At 52.1% G+C, this 15,952-nt stretch carries 15 protein-coding genes; 6 read left to right on the top strand and 9 right to left on the bottom strand.

Going from position 1 to position 15,952, the window contains the following annotated elements; translation table 11 throughout:
- The 5 genes from ACJJIN_RS07945 to ACJJIN_RS07925 form a co-directional block, all read right to left on the bottom strand.
- Complete coding sequence (locus tag ACJJIN_RS07945; RefSeq protein ID WP_444897605.1) at window positions 1–2,025, bottom strand: acetyl/propionyl/methylcrotonyl-CoA carboxylase subunit alpha; 2,025 nt, start codon at window positions 2,023–2,025, stop codon at window positions 1–3.
- Complete coding sequence (locus ACJJIN_RS07940; RefSeq protein ID WP_444897604.1) at window positions 2,025–2,828, bottom strand: enoyl-CoA hydratase/isomerase family protein; 804 nt, start codon at window positions 2,826–2,828, stop codon at window positions 2,025–2,027. Before ACJJIN_RS07940 ends, ACJJIN_RS07945 begins: the two co-directional genes overlap by 1 nt.
- A gap of 9 nt (window positions 2,829–2,837) precedes the next feature.
- A complete protein-coding gene (locus ACJJIN_RS07935; protein WP_444897603.1) occupies window positions 2,838–4,004 on the bottom strand; it encodes an acyl-CoA dehydrogenase family protein in 1,167 nt (388 codons plus the stop codon).
- Between the two features lie 81 nt (window positions 4,005–4,085).
- A complete protein-coding gene (locus ACJJIN_RS07930) occupies window positions 4,086–5,693 on the bottom strand; it encodes an acyl-CoA carboxylase subunit beta (RefSeq protein ID WP_444897602.1) in 1,608 nt (535 codons plus the stop codon).
- Window positions 5,693–6,586 (bottom strand): SDR family oxidoreductase, encoded by an 894-nt coding sequence (locus ACJJIN_RS07925; protein WP_444897601.1) that lies wholly within the window; start codon window positions 6,584–6,586, stop codon window positions 5,693–5,695. The genes ACJJIN_RS07930 and ACJJIN_RS07925 overlap by 1 nt, the downstream gene beginning before the upstream one ends.
- 202 nt (window positions 6,587–6,788) lie before the next feature.
- Between ACJJIN_RS07925 and ACJJIN_RS07920 the strand changes: the two genes are divergently transcribed.
- Together ACJJIN_RS07920 and ACJJIN_RS07915 are read left to right on the top strand one after the other, a co-directional pair.
- Window positions 6,789–7,433 carry a TetR/AcrR family transcriptional regulator gene (locus tag ACJJIN_RS07920; protein ID WP_444897600.1) on the top strand — a complete coding sequence of 215 codons (645 nt, stop codon included), beginning with the start codon at window positions 6,789–6,791 and terminating at the stop codon, window positions 7,431–7,433.
- Between the two features lie 183 nt (window positions 7,434–7,616).
- Window positions 7,617–10,160: a mevalonate kinase gene (locus ACJJIN_RS07915; protein WP_444897599.1), complete on the top strand. Its 2,544-nt coding sequence runs from the start codon at window positions 7,617–7,619 to the stop codon at window positions 10,158–10,160.
- Here the strand turns inward: ACJJIN_RS07915 and yciH are convergent.
- Window positions 10,157–10,480 (bottom strand): stress response translation initiation inhibitor YciH, encoded by a 324-nt coding sequence (gene yciH, locus ACJJIN_RS07910; protein ID WP_282933173.1) that lies wholly within the window; start codon window positions 10,478–10,480, stop codon window positions 10,157–10,159. The genes ACJJIN_RS07915 and yciH overlap by 4 nt on opposite strands.
- 166 nt (window positions 10,481–10,646) lie before the next feature.
- Between yciH and ACJJIN_RS07905 the strand changes: the two genes are divergently transcribed.
- Window positions 10,647–11,480, top strand: a complete 834-nt coding sequence (locus ACJJIN_RS07905) for an ion transporter (RefSeq protein ID WP_444897598.1) — start codon at window positions 10,647–10,649, stop codon at window positions 11,478–11,480.
- Between the two features lie 63 nt (window positions 11,481–11,543).
- Here the strand turns inward: ACJJIN_RS07905 and ACJJIN_RS07900 are convergent, their stop codons facing one another.
- Window positions 11,544–12,008 carry a PaaI family thioesterase gene (locus ACJJIN_RS07900; protein ID WP_444897597.1) on the bottom strand — a complete coding sequence of 155 codons (465 nt, stop codon included), beginning with the start codon at window positions 12,006–12,008 and terminating at the stop codon, window positions 11,544–11,546.
- 110 nt (window positions 12,009–12,118) lie between these two features.
- Here ACJJIN_RS07900 and ACJJIN_RS07895 point away from each other — a divergent pair, with 110 nt between their 5' ends.
- From ACJJIN_RS07895 to ACJJIN_RS07885, 3 genes are all read left to right on the top strand, one after another.
- Complete coding sequence (locus ACJJIN_RS07895; protein WP_413665481.1) at window positions 12,119–13,261, top strand: serine hydrolase domain-containing protein; 1,143 nt, start codon at window positions 12,119–12,121, stop codon at window positions 13,259–13,261.
- Window positions 13,261–13,488, top strand: coding sequence for a SlyX family protein (locus ACJJIN_RS07890; protein ID WP_444897596.1), 228 nt, complete (start codon window positions 13,261–13,263; stop codon window positions 13,486–13,488). The genes ACJJIN_RS07895 and ACJJIN_RS07890 overlap by 1 nt, the downstream gene beginning before the upstream one ends.
- A 616-nt stretch (window positions 13,489–14,104) precedes the next feature.
- A complete protein-coding gene (locus tag ACJJIN_RS07885; RefSeq protein ID WP_444897594.1) occupies window positions 14,105–14,752 on the top strand; it encodes a YiaD family glycine zipper/OmpA-like lipoprotein in 648 nt (215 codons plus the stop codon).
- 172 nt (window positions 14,753–14,924) lie between these two features.
- Here the strand turns inward: ACJJIN_RS07885 and ACJJIN_RS07880 are convergent, their stop codons facing one another.
- Window positions 14,925–15,281, bottom strand: coding sequence for a hypothetical protein (locus tag ACJJIN_RS07880; protein WP_444897593.1), 357 nt, complete (start codon window positions 15,279–15,281; stop codon window positions 14,925–14,927).
- Window positions 15,278–15,853: a tetratricopeptide repeat protein gene (locus ACJJIN_RS07875; RefSeq protein ID WP_444897592.1), complete on the bottom strand. Its 576-nt coding sequence runs from the start codon at window positions 15,851–15,853 to the stop codon at window positions 15,278–15,280. The genes ACJJIN_RS07880 and ACJJIN_RS07875 overlap by 4 nt, the downstream gene beginning before the upstream one ends.
- Window positions 15,854–15,952 lie beyond the last annotated feature (99 nt).

The raw sequence follows: 15,952 nt of genomic DNA, 5'->3' as shown, positions 1-15,952 counted from the left end.
TTAGGAAGTAGCGTCGCTGGGGATTTTGGCGGTTTCCGTGGGAGCGGCTTCGATCTGAACTAACAGCTGGCCACCGCGTACCTGGTCTCCTTCACGGGCGCCCAGTTTAATTACGGTACCGTCGCGGTCTGCGCGCAGGGCGTGCTCCATTTTCATGGCTTCCATTAAGGCAATAGTGTCTCCCCGCTGAACGCTTTGATTGGGCTCAACCAATACCTGCACCAGGCAACCGTCCATAGGAGCCGTGATGCGGCCACTGCCTTCGTTAAGGCTCGATTTGGCTGGGGCGTGGGTGATATCGACAAAATGAAATTGCCTACCGTCTAACAGGAGATGCAGATTGCTTTGGTTGGCTAGGAACAATCTCTTTTGGCTAACGCCATCCAGCAGGAGTTCAGCACTGTAAAGTCCACTTTCTTTGTGTGATTTCTCAAAATGGACCCACTGAATCAGGAACTGCTGTTCGCCTACCAAGATTTGATAAGAATTATCTACTAACGCCAGCAGCTCACAGTTTAGGGTTTGTCCTGAAATTTCCAGTCGGTAGTTGATCGGCACGCTGTTGTCGCCACTGCGCCAGTCACTGCGGCCGCTACGCCGATCTTGAGGGTTGGCTTGGTGCAAGTGATTCAGTAATGCGGCTTGGGCTGCAATTACTGCTGGAACTGGTTCTGCGGATGTCAGTGTACTGTTTTGGTCGAGAAAACTGGTATCGGCATCGCCAGCGATAAACTGTGATTCGGCCAGGATCTTCTGCAGGAAATGGATATTGTTTTTAGGACCGATAAATTCCAGCTGGCTTAGGGATTGGGTTAGCTTGCGCCGAGCTTCTTCTCGATCCTGCCCCCAGGCAATTAATTTGCCGAGCATGGGGTCGTAAAATGGCGTAATTTCGCAACCATTTTTCAAAGCGTGGTCGATACGGATTCCTTGCCCCTTTGGCGCTACCCAGTGGAGTACTTTTCCGGCCTGGGGCAGGAATTGTTGTTCCGGGTCTTCGGCATACAGGCGGACTTCAATGGCGTGCCCCTGCTGGGTGACTCTCTGCTGGGAAACGCACAGGGCTTCGCCGCGTGCTACTGCCAGTTGCCAAGCTACCAAGTCAAAACCGGTTACCATTTCTGTTACCGGGTGCTCCACTTGCAACCGGGTGTTCATTTCCAGGAAATAGAACTCGCCGTTGGGGCAGAGTAGAAACTCTACGGTGCCCGCGCCTAAATAACCGCAGGCTCGCGCGGCGTCGACAGCGGCTTGCCCCATTCTTTCTCGCAGCTGGGTGTCGACCGCTGGGGAAGGGCACTCTTCGACCACTTTTTGATGGCGTCGTTGTACGGAGCAATCCCGCTCCCCTAGGTGAATACAGTTGCCATGACGATCCGCAAAAACCTGGATTTCGATATGGCGAGCGTTGACCAGTGCCTTTTCCAGAATTAGCTCGTCGCTGCCGAATGCACTCATGGATTCACTGCGGGCGGCGCGCAACTGGGAGGCCAGCTCGTTGCTTTCGTGAGCCAGGCGCATGCCGCGTCCACCACCGCCTGCGGCGGCTTTGATCATTAACGGGAATCCAATGCGCCTCGCCTCGGTGATCAGGGTGTCGTCGTCCTGGGCACCCTGGAAGCCGGGAATACAGGGTACGCCGGCAGCGGCAACAAACTCCTTGGCTTTGCGTTTGTTGCCCATCAATTCTATGACTTCGGCATTCGGGCCAACAAAACTCAGTCCATTCTCTTCGCAAGCGCTGGCAAATTCCGCATTCTCAGCGAGAAAGCCGTAGCCAGGGTGGACGGCAGTGGCTCCGGATTTTTTAGCTGCGGCGAGAATTTTTTGGATATCCAGATAGGACTCCGCCGAAGTCTGCCCGCCAATGGCTACGGCGATATCGGCAGTCTGTGCGTGAAGTGCATCGCAGTCCGCATCGCTGTAGACGGCGACTGTGCGATAGCCTTCCGCCCGAGCAGTTCGCATAATTCGCAGTGCGATCTCGCCTCGATTGGCGATTAACAGGGTCTCTGTTGTCGACATCAGTGCTGCCACTCCGGTGATCGTTTTTCCAGAAATGCACGGGCGCCTTCGCGCCCTTCATGGCCTTGAATTGCACGGGAAAACTGCTGTGCAGCGCCGTCGAGCAGTTGGCCGAGGGCAGTCTCATCGCTTACCTGTGCAGCATCCAGCAAGATCTGTTTGGTCGTTGCCAGGGCGCCGGGAGCGCAGGCATTGATCGCGCCCAGGTGTTCCTGCAGCGCGCCTTCGAGGGCTTCGGAATTATCGAGCAACTGGTGGATTAACCCAATTTCCAAGGCCTGCTGTGCATTGACTTTTGCTCCGCTGAGGGCCAGGCGCCGGGACTGGGAGAGGCCGACCCGTGCCACGACAAAGGGAGCAATTTGTGCAGGCGGTAAACCCAGGCGGGTTTCCGGAAGGGCAAAGCGGCAACTGCGATCGGCGATGGCAATATCGGCACTGCAAGCGAGCCCGAAACCACCGCCCATTACGGCACCTTCCAGTACGGCAATGACTATTAAAGGGGTGCGATTAAATCGTTCCATCAGTTCACCGAAACGACGGTTTAGGTGAAAAAATACATCACTATTTCCATCGCTCGCGCCCTGCTGAGCATTGAGCATATCGGCAATATCGCCACCGGCGCAGAAGTTGTGTTCTGCACCCCGCAGTACCAACGCTCGCACCTGCGGATCTTCTTCCGCTTCTGCGAGTTTTTGCAGAAGCTCATCTACCATTTGCAAACTGATGGCGTTGCGCTGTTGCGGGCGATTTAGCGTGAGATGACGGGCGATGCCGATGGTTTCATCAATAATTGTCTCCATGGCCTGACCTCACGCGGTGGGTTTGCGTTTGCTGGGCAGTATGCCCATCAGCTTACAGATAATGCCGAGCATTACTTCATCTGCACCGCCGCCGATAGCGGTGAGACGGCTATCCCGGTAAGCGCGGTTGATTACAGTCTCCTCGATATAGCCCATGCCACCCCAGAACTGAAGGCACTGATCGGGAATAGAGCGGGACAGGCGACCAGCCTTGAGCTTGGCCATTGAAGCAAGGGTGGTGACATCTTCACCTGCCACATAAGCTTCCACCGCGCGCCAGGTTAGAGATCGCAGGCACTCCACTTCGGTCTGCATTTCTGCGAGGGCAAAGTGGATAGTTTGATTGTCGATCAATGGTGCTTTAAAGGCATGGCGTTCGCGCACATAGTCGATGGTGCTGGTTACACAGTGCTCCAGGCCTTTTAAGTTCAGCGCGGCGCCGGCGAGGCGTTCTTCCTGGAACTGAAGCATCTGCAATAGGAATCCAGCACCTTCATCGCCGATACGGAAATGTTTGGGCACCCGTACATTGTCAAAAAAGATGGGAGCGGTTTCCGATGAGCGCATGCCTAATTTGTCGAGTTTTTCGCCGATGCGTACACCAGGCGTTTTCGCCGGAATAATGACCAGGGATTTGTTGCTATGGGCTTTGCCCTCACTGGTATTGACCAGGGTGCAGAAAAAATCGGCGCAGGGGGCGTTGGTGATCCACATCTTGCTGCCGTTAATCACATAGTCGTCGCCATCGCTCTTGGCGGTGGTCTTAATCGAAGCAACATCGGAACCGGCGCCGGGTTCGGAAACGGCAATTGCACCGATCATCTCGCCACTCACAGCGGGAATCAGGAACTGCTCTTTCAAATCCTGGCTGCCAAAATTAGCCAGAGCCGGGGTGCACATGGAGGTTTGCACTGAAATTGACAGGGGTACACCGCCACAGTGAGCGCTGCCCAGCTCTTCCAGGAAAACGGTTTCGTAACTGAAGTCGAGACCCAGGCCACCGAAGTCCGTGGACTTGCTGATGCCCAGCAGGCCCAGGCTGGCCAGTTGTTGGAAAATTTCGTGGATAGGAAAGCGGCCGGCCTTTTCCCATTCCGCCACATTGGGATTGATTTCCTGCTGTACAAAGTTTTGTACAGTGCGCTGCAGTTCCCGGTGTTGATCGCTAAATATCATTATTGTTTTCCCTGCCTTGAAGTGTGAACCCGGTGATTGTGTTAATGGGCAACCGCACTTCCTTGTTACCCCGGTTTTTCGTTAGAACCTAGCTACGCCAAAGGTATTTTTATTGAGTTTTCTCTGCTCGGCCTCATTGCAAATTTCTAGCAACATGCCTAAAAGTTTGCGTGTATCGCGGGGATCGATAATGCCGTCATCCCAGAGGCGTGCACTGCAGGCGAGAGCATCGGAATTGCCATGCATAAATGCGCTGGTGTCATTTTCCAATTTGTCCAATACCGTCTCATCCACATTGCCACTGCGTTGCATTTTTTGTTGTGTGACGATGCGCATTACCTTGCCGGCCTGGGCTGCACCCATAACTGCGGTGCGGGAATTGGGCCAGGCAAAAATAAAGCGGGGATCGAATCCGCGACCGCACATGGCGTAGTTGCCGGCCCCGTAGGAACCGCCCACGACAATACTGAGTTTTGGTACGCTGGCATTGGCCACGGCCTGAATCATTTTGGCCCCGTGCTTGATGATGCCGTTGCGCTCCACCTCGGTACCCACCATAAAGCCGGTGGTGTTATGTAAAAACAGCAGTGGCGTGCCACTCTGTCCGCACAACTGAATAAACTGCGCGGCCTTGTTGGCCCCCTTGGGGGTGATCGGGCCGTTATTCCCAATAATTCCCACAGGGAAGCCTTCGATACGAATATGGCCACATACGGTTTGTCGATCGAATTCCGGCTTGAAATCCAGCATGGCAGAGCCGTCGGCGACACGAGCGAGAATTTCGCGCACGTCGTAGGGCTTTTTACTGTCTGCTGGAATCAGGCCGAGCAGGTCGTCGATAGGATGCAATGGGTCTCGGTAGTCTTTTTGTACTGAGCTTTTAATGGGTGAGGGTAGGGTGGCAATAATTTCCCTTGCTATGCGGATACCATCGGCGTCGTTCTCAGCTAAGTAATCGCCACTGCCGGATTCGGTACAGTGCATTTCCGCTCCACCGAGGCTTTCCGCATCGGCAATTTCACCGGTGGCTGCTTTCAGTAGCGGCGGCCCAGCCAGATACATGCCGGTTTGCCCGCGCACCATGACCACATAATCTGACAGGCCTGGCTGGTAAGCACCGCCGGCAGTAGCGCCGCCATGTACCACAGTTACTTGCGGAATACCGGCAGCGGACATTCGCGCCTGGTTAGCAAACCCCCGCCCGCCGGGAGCGAAAGTGTCGCTGGCATACATCAAGTTGGCACCACCACTTTGTGCCAGGGCGACAATCGGCAAATGATTCTCCAGAGCGATCCTCTGCATTCGCAGGGCTTTATCCATCCCGGCTGGTGAGATGGTGCCACCTTTTACGGCATAGTTATCCACCCGAACCATGCAACGGTGTCCGCTGACCTGGCCAATGCCGCAAATGGCTCCGCCACCCGCACCGGTACCATCCTGGTCGTCAAAAAGTTTATAGCCAGCAAGGGAGCACAACTCAACAAAAGGTGCGCCGGGGTCGAGCAATAAATTAAGGCGCTCCCTTGGCAGCAGCCAGCCCCTGTCACGATAGCGCGCAGCCTTACTTTTCTCTGCCTGTACCGGACGTTGCTCAGCTTCACGAAAATGGTTGATCTGTTCCAGCATGGCAGCTTGGTTGTCATTGAACTCTGCCGAGCGGTTGTCGAGCTGGGAATCAATCGGCTGCATTAGAGCTTGCCCTCCGCTTCCAATTCTTCCACTACCTGCGGCCGGCGTTTGCGATGGAATCCGTTGAAGCGCTTAGAGTTACGGGCCGCCTGTGGCTGCCAAAGGGGAGAGTGATGTTTGAGACTCGAGCCACCATCGATACGCAGCGTTTGTCCGGTGATATAGCTGGCGGCATCGGAAAGCAGGAAGCACACGGCCCCACTAATTTCCGCTTCCTCTCCCAATCGATAGAGGGGAATACTGTCTCGGAAGCCCGGTAATAGCTCGCGCAGGAATTTGGGGTCGTAAGTATCAAAGCCGCTGGAGAGAATATAGCCTGGCGCTACAGCATTAACTCGAACCCCAAAAGGTGCCCACTCTAATGCGGAGGTTTCGGTAATATTTTCCATGCCTGCTCGAGCGGCACCGGAATGGCCCATCATTGGCATACCGCCGGCGTTATCTGCGGTGATATTTACGATACTGCCGCCGTGCTGTTTCATAGATTGAACAAAAACTTCTCGGGACATTAAAAAGCCACCGAGCAGGTTACTGCGTACAACAGCATCGAACCCTTTTGTGTTGATCTGCTCAAGGGGTGAGGGGAACTGGCCACCGGCATTGTTCACTAATCCGTGAATTTGGCCCCGGGCCTGGACTATTTGCCCCACTGTCTCCTGCACCCCTTCTTCATCGCGGATGTCCAGGCTGAATAAGCTGCACTCGCCAGCATCGTTGTGGATCTCGCCGGCAACCCTTTCCAGCTTGTCCAGTTTGCGCCCGATCAATACTACATGGGCGCCGAGGCTGGCCAGTTCGTGGGCAATGCAGCGTCCAATACCGCTTCCGCCACCGGTGACGATATAGGTTTGCTCGCTAAAGCTGCCGGAGCGCAGCTGGCTTTGATAGCGCATGAAAGTTTCCTTTTTTACGGCCTTACGGCTTATTCAGTTTTTATTGTTCTTGTCGGCGCTTGCGCCTGCGTGTGGGAAAACGCAGAATAGCTTAACGCTACCAAGCAAGCGCTTGGTATTCAATACTTGGCGCCTATTTGATTAAAAATTCTCAGGGCCGTTAAGATGTTTGACTCAAATTGATCAATACGGGGAGTGGTTCGTGATTGAAAGTGGGCAGGATTTAGTGAGAGTTCCCGAAGAGTTATCGCCGCAGCAGCTGGTAGGTGCTTTGGTGGCAGAGGGAGTGCTAACAGATCCTGAATCTGCCCGTGGACGTTTGCTGAATGCTGCAGCGCGGTTGTTTGAGCAAAAAGGGTTTGCCCGGACAACAGTGCGGGATCTCGCTGCTGAAGTGGGTATTTTGTCTGGCAGTATTTTTCATCATTTCTCCAGTAAGGAGCAGATTCTCTGTGAAGTAATGCGGGAGGTGACGATATTTGCCGGTGCGCGAATGCGAACCGCGGCGGAACAGAGTCGAACACCGCAAGAGAGGCTTCAGGCCTGTATTCAGTGTGAATTAGAGGCTATTCATGGGTTGGCAGTACCGGGTTTTTCTATCCTGGTAGTGGAATGGAGAAGCCTATCCGAAGAAAGTCAGCAGGAGGTTTTGCGCCTAAGGGAGGAGTATGAGCAGATATGGCTGGACGCTATTGAGGCCGCCGAATGTCCCGGTGGTGATCCCGCACTGGTAAGGCGTTTGCTGGTCGGTGCCTTGAGTCACACATACAGTTGGTATAAGCCGAGAGATAAGGGGTTGTCTATTCCAGATCTGGCGGCGCGTGTTCTAGCGATATTCACTCCCTGATTTCTTTCTAAATTGGCAAAGCGTGCCAGAAAAACTGTGAACTTTGCCTTCTTTCCTGCCATTTTTGTTTTTGAACTGGCTTGGTGAGAACTGGTGCGCAACTGATTTTCTCTGAATCTTTTACTCTCCGCGCAAGATGTAATAAATGTGACAATTTGCGTCACTTGGTGACAGGAGAGGGAGATGGCGGGCCAGGATTTGTACCAGGTGGTTTCCACGGGAAGGACGCTTCACGCCAAAGAACCGGGTCCGGTTATCCGGGATGTGGCGAAGTTGTTCTCTATCTCGGAGCCCCAGGCGCGCAGGCTGCTACTAAAAGGCTGGGTAATTAAAGATCGGTTGGTTTCTGACCAGGCGCTGGAGTTTCGCACCAGTCTGCAGAAAATTGGCCTGCGAGTGGAGGTTTGTCCGGCGGGACGATTTGATAACCGCGAGCTGATTGCAAAGATAAAAGTCGCCCAGCGGCGCAAGGCCCAGGTCAATGCTGCATCGGTGGATGCGCCGGATAAGTCGCGCGCTGGTACTGACCCTTTTGTTCCTGTTAGCCAGAAAACTCTCGAAGCAAACGAGCCCCAGAAAGTCGTTTCATCCACTCCTGCCGCAGGCAATCCAGTAATAAAGCCGGAAGGCTCCCAGGATTCGGTTGAGTGGTATTTATCTGATGCAGGCCGATTACAGGCTGACAGTGTCACGAGTCAGGGCAAGGCAGTTTGGGGAGTGGTCAAAGCAGTAATCGTGCCTTCAATATTCTGGTTGGTACTGTTCGCTTGTGTTTTCTCCAGTGGATATGCCCTATGGCAAATCCCTATGGCTGTTTGGCAGGGAGAACTTACTTGGGTGGGGGTGTCGCTGAGTATTTTAACCGTACTTCTCGCCCTGCTTGTTGGTCTGCTGTTTGTCTGGCCATTTTTCTGCTTATCCTCCCGTTTGCGAGAATCATCGGAGCCCCGTCAGCTGTTGCCCTCTGAAGGTAAGGAGGCCTTGAAGTTAATTAATTCATTGGTCGATAAGTTAGGGCTGCCAAAGATCAGCCAGGTCTTTGTAAGTGCAGACTCCCATATTCTTTCCCTGCCGGGATTTCTCCAGGTTTTTAGGCAGAATTTACCACTTACGGTAGGGCTTGCCAGCGTCGCCTCATTGAACGGAAAGGAGGTCCTGGCACTCGTGGGCCGGGGGCTCGCCTTTTATCGCGGCCGTTTGCTCGGCGCACTTGGTTGGTTGACTTACGGCACCGTGCAGCGATTGGAACTGATGCAGTGGGCTTTTGAAAATGAGCGCAGTGTTGTTAGCCCGGATAATGCTCCGGGAGCATTGGCCGCGCCATTTCACCGTATGCTAGTGACAGGTGGATATATTTTGCTCCCTATCTTGCAGCGCCTGGAGGCACTGCATTGCCGCTTAACCGCAGGCAGTGCCGTAATGCTACAGGAGAGGGCTGACGGTGTTGCGGCGCAGATAATGGGTAGTGATGCGTTGGCAGACTTCGCTAGGAAGTGGCATCGGTTAGTGCACGCAGATCTTTTAGTGACAGAAATTAATCGCGAAGCCCAGGCGCTGGGACGCAGTTGTGCAAATATTCCCGATGCCGTCCGTTGGATGCAGGAGAATCTGGATGTTGATACCTGCGATGTAGTTGAGGCTGCTATGACGCAGGCCAGGGACCCCTGGGATATTCAGCAGGCGATCGACAGTGAATGTGTAACGGTGTTGATTGAGCGGGAATTTGTGGGGCAGGTTAGATCTGCGATACCCCTGCAATCCATGTTTGTGGACTTTGCCGGGCTGGCAACCGCTGTGACGTCTGAAGTTGCTGGCAAAGACTGTGAGATGGTCGAAAACCGACTTTTACTGAGTTTAAGTAAGGAGTCAGAGGAGTCTGCTGAGGTACTGGACGAGTATTTCAATCGCCTGGCGCCCTTGACCCTGATGCCTCTGCGCAGGCCATCCTCTGCGGAAATGCAGGCGCTGGGTCTGCAGGGCACTATCGATTGGCTGCGCAGTAAACAGGTGGAGTTGCGTGATTTGCGTGGACGCCGTGAGGACTTGCAGATCAGGGTTTTTACAATGCAGCTGGGAGCGGCGCTGATACGCGGTAAAATCCCTTTTACCGCTGAAGACTATTGCTTGAAGGGGGCCAGCCTTGCAGGAGCTCAAGAGCAGATCGCTGTTAAGCGCGCTGAACTGGAGGAGTCACACAAGCAATTACAGCAGATTTATGGTGTTTTCTATCAGCGCCTGTGTCTATCCCTGGTAACTATGCCCACGGATCAGCGTCAGACAGCCAGGAACCAGCTGCGCCATTTGGCCGCCTACGATAGCTTGGCACCACATCTGGATCGGCTCGCCGGTTATAGCCACTCGCTGGCAATATTTGCCCAGCACCTATCACCAGAGTTGAATGAAAGGGAACTGCTGCAAAAATATACGGCGCTGTCTTTGCGAGAGATAGATGCCATAGTAGCGGCAGTGGAGAGTTCGGCTCTATTAAAAGAGCAAGGCGTGGCGGCGGCAATAAATTTGAAAGCTCAGGAGGAGCCTTTCAGGCAGCTGCCACAAGGGCGACAGGAAGTGCTGGATTCTCTGCAGGTTATGGAATCGCGTTGCAAACACATTCGCGCTGTGGTTCTGGAGCAATATCATATCCAGCTAGCCGCCTTGCTGAGTCAGTGTTTGGAGCGGGAAAAGCAGTTGCAGTTAAAGCCACTGCGACTGCTTAAGGCCGGCTAACCGCCGGCCAGTTTTACCGTGTGGTTGCGAGATTCCAGGAATGTTTTGATCTCAGTACGCTTGTCACCCTGAATCTCAATCACCCCATCTTTGAGGGCGCCACCGCAGCCGCAGCGCTTCTTGAGCTCTGCCAGGAGCAGCTTGAGTTCGCTGTCAGTGCCTGGCAGCCCGCGCACGCAAGTCACCCCTTTTCCTTTGCGGCCCTTGGTTTCCCTTTGGATTCGAACTATGCCATCTCCATCACGGCGCTTCTCTGTCTTGGATTCCTCTTTAATTCGACCGAGGTCAGTTGAATAGACGAGACGATTCTCCTTAGCCATGGCTGGGAATACTCCGTTGGTATTTGCTGAAAATGTCGGGAATTGTGCCCGAGGTGCGCAGGATGTTAAAGCCGCTGTAAACGATGTTGAAAATGGGGCGACCCCTGGGGCTTGAGAGGTTAGAATTTTGCCGCAATATGAAACAGCAGCGTAGTTGAGGTGATAGATGGCGTTGACGGGACGTCGCAAACTGCTCAATGAGGTAATTTTCGGAACCAAGACCCGGGCAGGGCGGAATTTTGATGTTTTTTTGATCTGGGCGATCCTGATTAGCGTGGGTTTGGTGCTCCTGACCTCCATAGGTACGGTGCGCGATCGCTATGAGCACTTACTCATCGGCCTGGAATGGGTATTTACTGGCCTCTTCACCATTGAATATATCGCCCGGATATATTGCACGGTGAATCGCCGCAAATATATTTTCAGTTTCTATGGGATTGTGGACCTGCTCGCAATTCTCCCCAGTTACTTGGCGCTTCTCTATACTGGTGCCACCTATCTTTTGGTGATTCGCCTGTTGCGGGTGCTGCGGATCTTCCGAATCCTGAAGCTGGTTCGCTACTTACGTGATGCCAACGTCTTGTTGCGAGCCCTCGGGCTGGCCCGGCGCAAAATCCTGGTCTTTTACTCCAGTGTTTTGGTTATGTGCATTATTTTCGGTTCCCTGATGTTTGTGGTGGAGGGGCCAGGCCACGGATTTACCAGTATTCCCACGAGTGTTTATTGGGCTATTGTGACCATCACAACCGTTGGTTATGGCGATATCTCTCCGCAAACGCCTTTGGGGCAGGGCATTGCTGCAATGACCATGCTGATTGGTTACTCAATTATTGCAGTGCCTACCGGCATTCTAACGGCGGAATTGGCTGGAGAAATGCATCGGGAGCGAGTGCAACAGCGCTGTGATAACTGCAGCCGTAGTGCCCATGACCCAGATGCGGAATACTGCAAATTCTGCGGCCATCGCCTGGAGGATATGGAAGAGAGCGAAGCGCTGTAAGTTATTCGCACTTTGTCACTGCCGGCCAAAACAGGGCCGGCAGCCATTTATCAGCTTATGGTTTTACCATTCATCCGGGACGCGGACTGCTATGACTTCTGCCTTGGCGCAGAGGCGTCCATTACTGGTGAGGTTGCAGTGCAGAATGGTTTTCTTGGCGGAGCGCTGAACAATGGTGGCTTCGAGAATGACCGGTTTATCGATGGCAGCCGGTGCCAGATAGCTAATATCCAGTTTGCCGGTGGCATACCAGATCTTGTCACCAGTGCCGACAGCTCGTCCGGCTTGCAGGTAACCATCGGCGATGGCTGTGCATACGGTATGGCAGTCGATAACCGTAGCGATAATTCCACCGTTTAAATATTGAGCAGGTCCAGCATTGTGATGGGAGCTGGGAAGGAACTCGCAGCGGGTTTGATCCTTCTCTGTCCAGTAGCTTTTAATACGCAGGCCCTGGTCATTGTCTGGGCCACAGCCGAAGCAATGATTGCCCTGGATCTGATCTTGAATTGCGCTTTCCTGAGTCATATTTATCCCTCGCTATGAGCGCGCAATACTACCGATTTGCGCCGCAGAGTGGAAGAAACTACCCTTGCGGGCTTGCAACAGAGTTATCCGAATTATCTGGACGTAAATACATGGACATATACGGCTTTTGTGCCCCTGGTTTAGAGGCTCTTTACGATGCTTTTGCCAGAAATTTTCGCGAGTGCGGTGATACAGGAGCGGCCTTTGCCGTGCGCCAGCACGGAGAATTAATCTGTTCCTTATGGGCGGGAAGTGCAGATCGGGGTGCAGAGAGGCCATTTACTGAAGACACATTGGCCAATGTCTTCTCATCTTCTAAAGGCGTTCTTGCAGTTTTGGCGATGCAGCAAGTTGCCGCAGGCAAACTGGATTTGGATCGCCCGGTAGCGGATTACTGGCCTGAATTTGCCCCAGGCAAAGAAACTGTCACCGCACGCCAATTGCTGTGCCACCGCAGCGGACTTGTCGCTTTCCGTGAGCGGGTAAAAGACAGTTTGATTTACGATTGGCAGGCGGCTTGCGACCAGGTGGCTGGCAGCGAGCCTTGGTGGAAGCCCGGAAGTGCACAGGGTTACGCCCCATTTTTATACGGCTGGAGCTTGGGTGGGTTAATTGAAAGGGTTGCTGAAAAACCCTTGTTGGAACTTTATCGGGAATTGCTAGCCAAACCCCTCAATCTTGATGGGGGCTTTGGGGCAAACGGACATCGTTCGCAGAGAATTGCCGATGTCAGCCCGCTGAAACAACCCTTACCAGAGCTTCGGGAAAATGCCATTGGCCGCGCCATAAAAGAAGACCGCAAAGGGCCTGTTGCGATGGCATTTAGCAACCCGGTGAGCTTGATGATGGGTACCAATAGCTCCGAGTGGCGCGGTGCCTTAATTCCTGCAGCCAATGGCCACTTCAGTGCGAGAGATCTGGCAGCGGTTTACGGTGAACTCACCTGTGACGAGCCGACTATTTTGCCCAAGCGGTTGATAGATGAAGCGGCAAAGGAGCAGAGTCATGGCCACGATAAAGTATTGCAGGCTGAGGTGAGTTTTGGTTGTGGCTTTATTCGCAGCAGTTCCGCGGCGGACTTGCGCTTTGGGGGTAGCCAGGGCTTTGGCCATCCGGGAGCGGGTGGTAGTGTCGGCTTTGCTGACCCGGAAAGAGGGCTGGGCTTCGGATACGTGACAACTCGTTTGGGGCAGAGCTTATTTATGGATCGTCGAGCGGTCGGTCTGGTAGATGTTCTTTACGGGTTGTTGTGATGACTGAAGAAATAAAGGCTCTGGTAGAGCGGGTTGATGAACTGGAGAGCCGTTTGGCTTTTCAGGAGGACACTATAAGCCAATTAAATGATGTGATTACTCGTCAGGATACGGATATTCGCACTCTACTCGCACATATGCGCGAGTTGGGCGAAAAGTATCGGACGATTGCTTTTGAGGTGCAGGGGGCCGGCAAGCCGCTGGATGAAAAACCTCCGCACTACTAATTCAGTGGTTACAGAAGGGTTTTTATAGAAGTCCATAGGGGCTGGCACGAAAATTTTTTTTGTTACTAAGTGACAGACATAGAGGTATTCGCTGCCTCTTGGGGGCGACTTTAAAAACTAAAGCGTCTTAAAAAATTGCCTCAGTGGAACGTGGGGCTATTGACAAACTTTTCCACATGCGCAGTTGGTAAAATTTTCCCTCAAACAAGAAGATATCCACCGTTATTTTACGTCAAGGCAAATTTTTAACTTGTTGTTTTTTAAAGGAAAACTGAAGAGTTTAAAAAATGTGCAAAACGCTGTAGGCGAGAGTTTACGCCGGTTGGCGCCACGGATAGCTTATTAGTACACAGTTTTATCCACAGATTTTGTGGAAGACCGAGAAGCTGATCACTTCTTGCTCGCTACTTTGTCCGTCATTGGTACGTAGTTATGAATAGTTAGTACGTAATGGGGACTAGTCAGTAGAACTGACAATAGATTCGCTTTAGTCTATGGAGAATTTCATTGGGTTGGTTCAGCCGCCAGTCAGATAGTGTGTTGAACAATATAGAGATTGCACAAGACACGTGTAGCTCATTACCCGTTACTTAAAAATGCGTTAGGAGAGCCAATAATGAAATATTGGGTAGCAGCCCTGGCACTGGGTTCAATGGTTGGTTGTTCCACGTTGGACCCCTACACAGGTGAAAGTAAAACCAGTAATGCCGCCAAGGGGGCTGGAATTGGAGCTGTAACTGGGGCGATCGTTGGTGTCGCTACTGCCAGTAAGAAAGACCGTGGTAAGGGAGCCTTGACTGGTGCCCTGGGTGGCGCGGCGATCGGTGGTGGCATTGGTTACTATATGGATCGTCAGGAAATGTTGTTGCGTCAGCGCTTGGAAGGTACCGGCGTACGTGTGGAGCGTGAAGGTGATAATATTCGCCTGATCATGCCAGGTAACATAACCTTCGGTACTAACCGCGCTGATATTCGTACTGATTTCTATGACACTCTGGAATCGGTCACTGTTGTATTGCAGGAGTTCGATAAAACTGCAATTCGAGTCAGCGGCCATACCGATAGCACTGGTTCAGATGTGTACAATCAGAGCCTGAGTGAACAGCGCGCTAATTCCGTTGCTGGCTTCTTCAGCGGTCAGGGCGTTTCTGCAGGTCGGGTGCAGGCGGTAGGTTACGGTGAGCGTTATCCTATTGCGAGCAACGATTCCGAGTCAGGCCGCCAGGCTAACCGCCGGGTTGAGTTGGAGTTGCTACCACTTTAATTAGTTAGTTTTGTAAATTAAGCCGTTGTTAGTGCTCAAGGTGCTGATCTTGGGCGCTATACAGCTTGATTATTTTTCGGTGGGCTATTTATTGCCTCAATTTTCTGTATCTTGGTCACTACTTACTGACCGTGTCTTAAAATTTAATGTGGCTTTAATTAGAGGCGACAAATTACTGTGTAATTTCTAATATGAGCTTCTCCAGCTTATATTGATAGGCTTCATTTTTTCCGGCTTTGTTAAATGCAGAGTGGATCATATCTTGCAAAACTTCTGACGGTACCCTGTGAGAAAACTCTCTAGTTAAAATGATACTGATCATGGTCTCTTTTTGCTTTTGCAAGTCTCCCCCCAATCGCTGAAGCTCAATAATTTCTTGCGTTGTAAATGCTTTTACTCCCTGAGGGGCCTCAGTGGGGTTGCCGCTAACGTTTTCTATGTTTGCTTTTTGTTGTGGTGCCGGCCTGCTGGGTGTCGAAGATCTCCCCGCGAGGTAAGCTCGGTTGTTGAACCTGTTGTCAAGCTTCATATTGGCTGGCCGGCTCCATATTGTGATAGGAGCATTTTATTTATTGCATCGCTATCCTTGGCAACACTTTTTTCTTCTTTGGCTGTTTCCGTTACTACCTGGATAATTTGTTCGACATCAGAATTTAGGGCCGGGTTCTCTGTGTTGGACTGTATTCCTTGCCTTAGCAGATCAAGACCACTTTGAGTTTGCTCTTCTATTATTGCCAGCAACCCATTAGAAAATAGTTGAAAGTACTTAGGAGTATTCGGCGTGATAACCAAGTGTTGCCAGATGTTCTTAGCTTTCTCAATTTGCTGAGTGACTAAATAAACTTGGCTCAGTTGAAAATGAGCTACCCATAAAGTGGGGGCCATTTCTATACTCATCTGCATTTCTTCGATGGCGCGATCAAAAAATTTTATCTGAGCATATTCTGCGGCAAGGAGTAAATGTGTTGCCGGTTGCTTCTCGAGTAAAAGGCAACGCTTAAGTAGCTCAATTGCTTTGTCATGGTCTTTTGTACGACTTGCTTCCAAGGCGCAGTGTAAGAGCTCGGCAGTATCTAAGTGGCTATGGATCTCTTGTCGCATGTCTCGATTCCTCACTTTCAAGCCTATTTTACATGTTCACATGAAAATATTCTGGGAGCATTCTCTGAATGACAATTAGGTATGTAAATTTGTCTTAAA

It is taken from the genome of Microbulbifer maximicatervae (SeqCode) (genome assembly GCF_052467505.1).
Note: the sequence above shows the minus strand (reverse complement) of the source record. Positions and strands in the feature narration are given on the sequence as shown.

What these genes read in the sequence shown, in the direction of transcription:
- ACJJIN_RS07930 (WP_444897602.1), bottom strand. Translation starts at nt 5,693, where the DNA reads ATGCAGCCGATTGATTCCCAGCTCGACAACCGCTCGGCAGAGTTCAAT.
- ACJJIN_RS07885 (WP_444897594.1), top strand. Translation starts at nt 14,105, where the DNA reads ATGAAATATTGGGTAGCAGCCCTGGCACTGGGTTCAATGGTTGGTTGT.
- ACJJIN_RS07895 (WP_413665481.1), top strand. Translation starts at nt 12,119, where the DNA reads ATGGACATATACGGCTTTTGTGCCCCTGGTTTAGAGGCTCTTTACGAT.
- ACJJIN_RS07935 (WP_444897603.1), bottom strand. Translation starts at nt 4,004, where the DNA reads ATGATATTTAGCGATCAACACCGGGAACTGCAGCGCACTGTACAAAAC.
- ACJJIN_RS07925 (WP_444897601.1), bottom strand. Translation starts at nt 6,586, where the DNA reads ATGCGCTATCAAAGCCAGCTGCGCTCCGGCAGCTTTAGCGAGCAAACC.
- ACJJIN_RS07905 (WP_444897598.1), top strand. Translation starts at nt 10,647, where the DNA reads ATGGCGTTGACGGGACGTCGCAAACTGCTCAATGAGGTAATTTTCGGA.
- ACJJIN_RS07915 (WP_444897599.1), top strand. Translation starts at nt 7,617, where the DNA reads ATGGCGGGCCAGGATTTGTACCAGGTGGTTTCCACGGGAAGGACGCTT.
- ACJJIN_RS07875 (WP_444897592.1), bottom strand. Translation starts at nt 15,853, where the DNA reads ATGCGACAAGAGATCCATAGCCACTTAGATACTGCCGAGCTCTTACAC.
- yciH (WP_282933173.1), bottom strand. Translation starts at nt 10,480, where the DNA reads ATGGCTAAGGAGAATCGTCTCGTCTATTCAACTGACCTCGGTCGAATT.
- ACJJIN_RS07890 (WP_444897596.1), top strand. Translation starts at nt 13,261, where the DNA reads ATGACTGAAGAAATAAAGGCTCTGGTAGAGCGGGTTGATGAACTGGAG.
- ACJJIN_RS07900 (WP_444897597.1), bottom strand. Translation starts at nt 12,008, where the DNA reads ATGACTCAGGAAAGCGCAATTCAAGATCAGATCCAGGGCAATCATTGC.
- ACJJIN_RS07880 (WP_444897593.1), bottom strand. Translation starts at nt 15,281, where the DNA reads ATGAAGCTTGACAACAGGTTCAACAACCGAGCTTACCTCGCGGGGAGA.
- ACJJIN_RS07945 (WP_444897605.1), bottom strand. Translation starts at nt 2,025, where the DNA reads ATGTCGACAACAGAGACCCTGTTAATCGCCAATCGAGGCGAGATCGCA.
- ACJJIN_RS07940 (WP_444897604.1), bottom strand. Translation starts at nt 2,828, where the DNA reads ATGGAGACAATTATTGATGAAACCATCGGCATCGCCCGTCATCTCACG.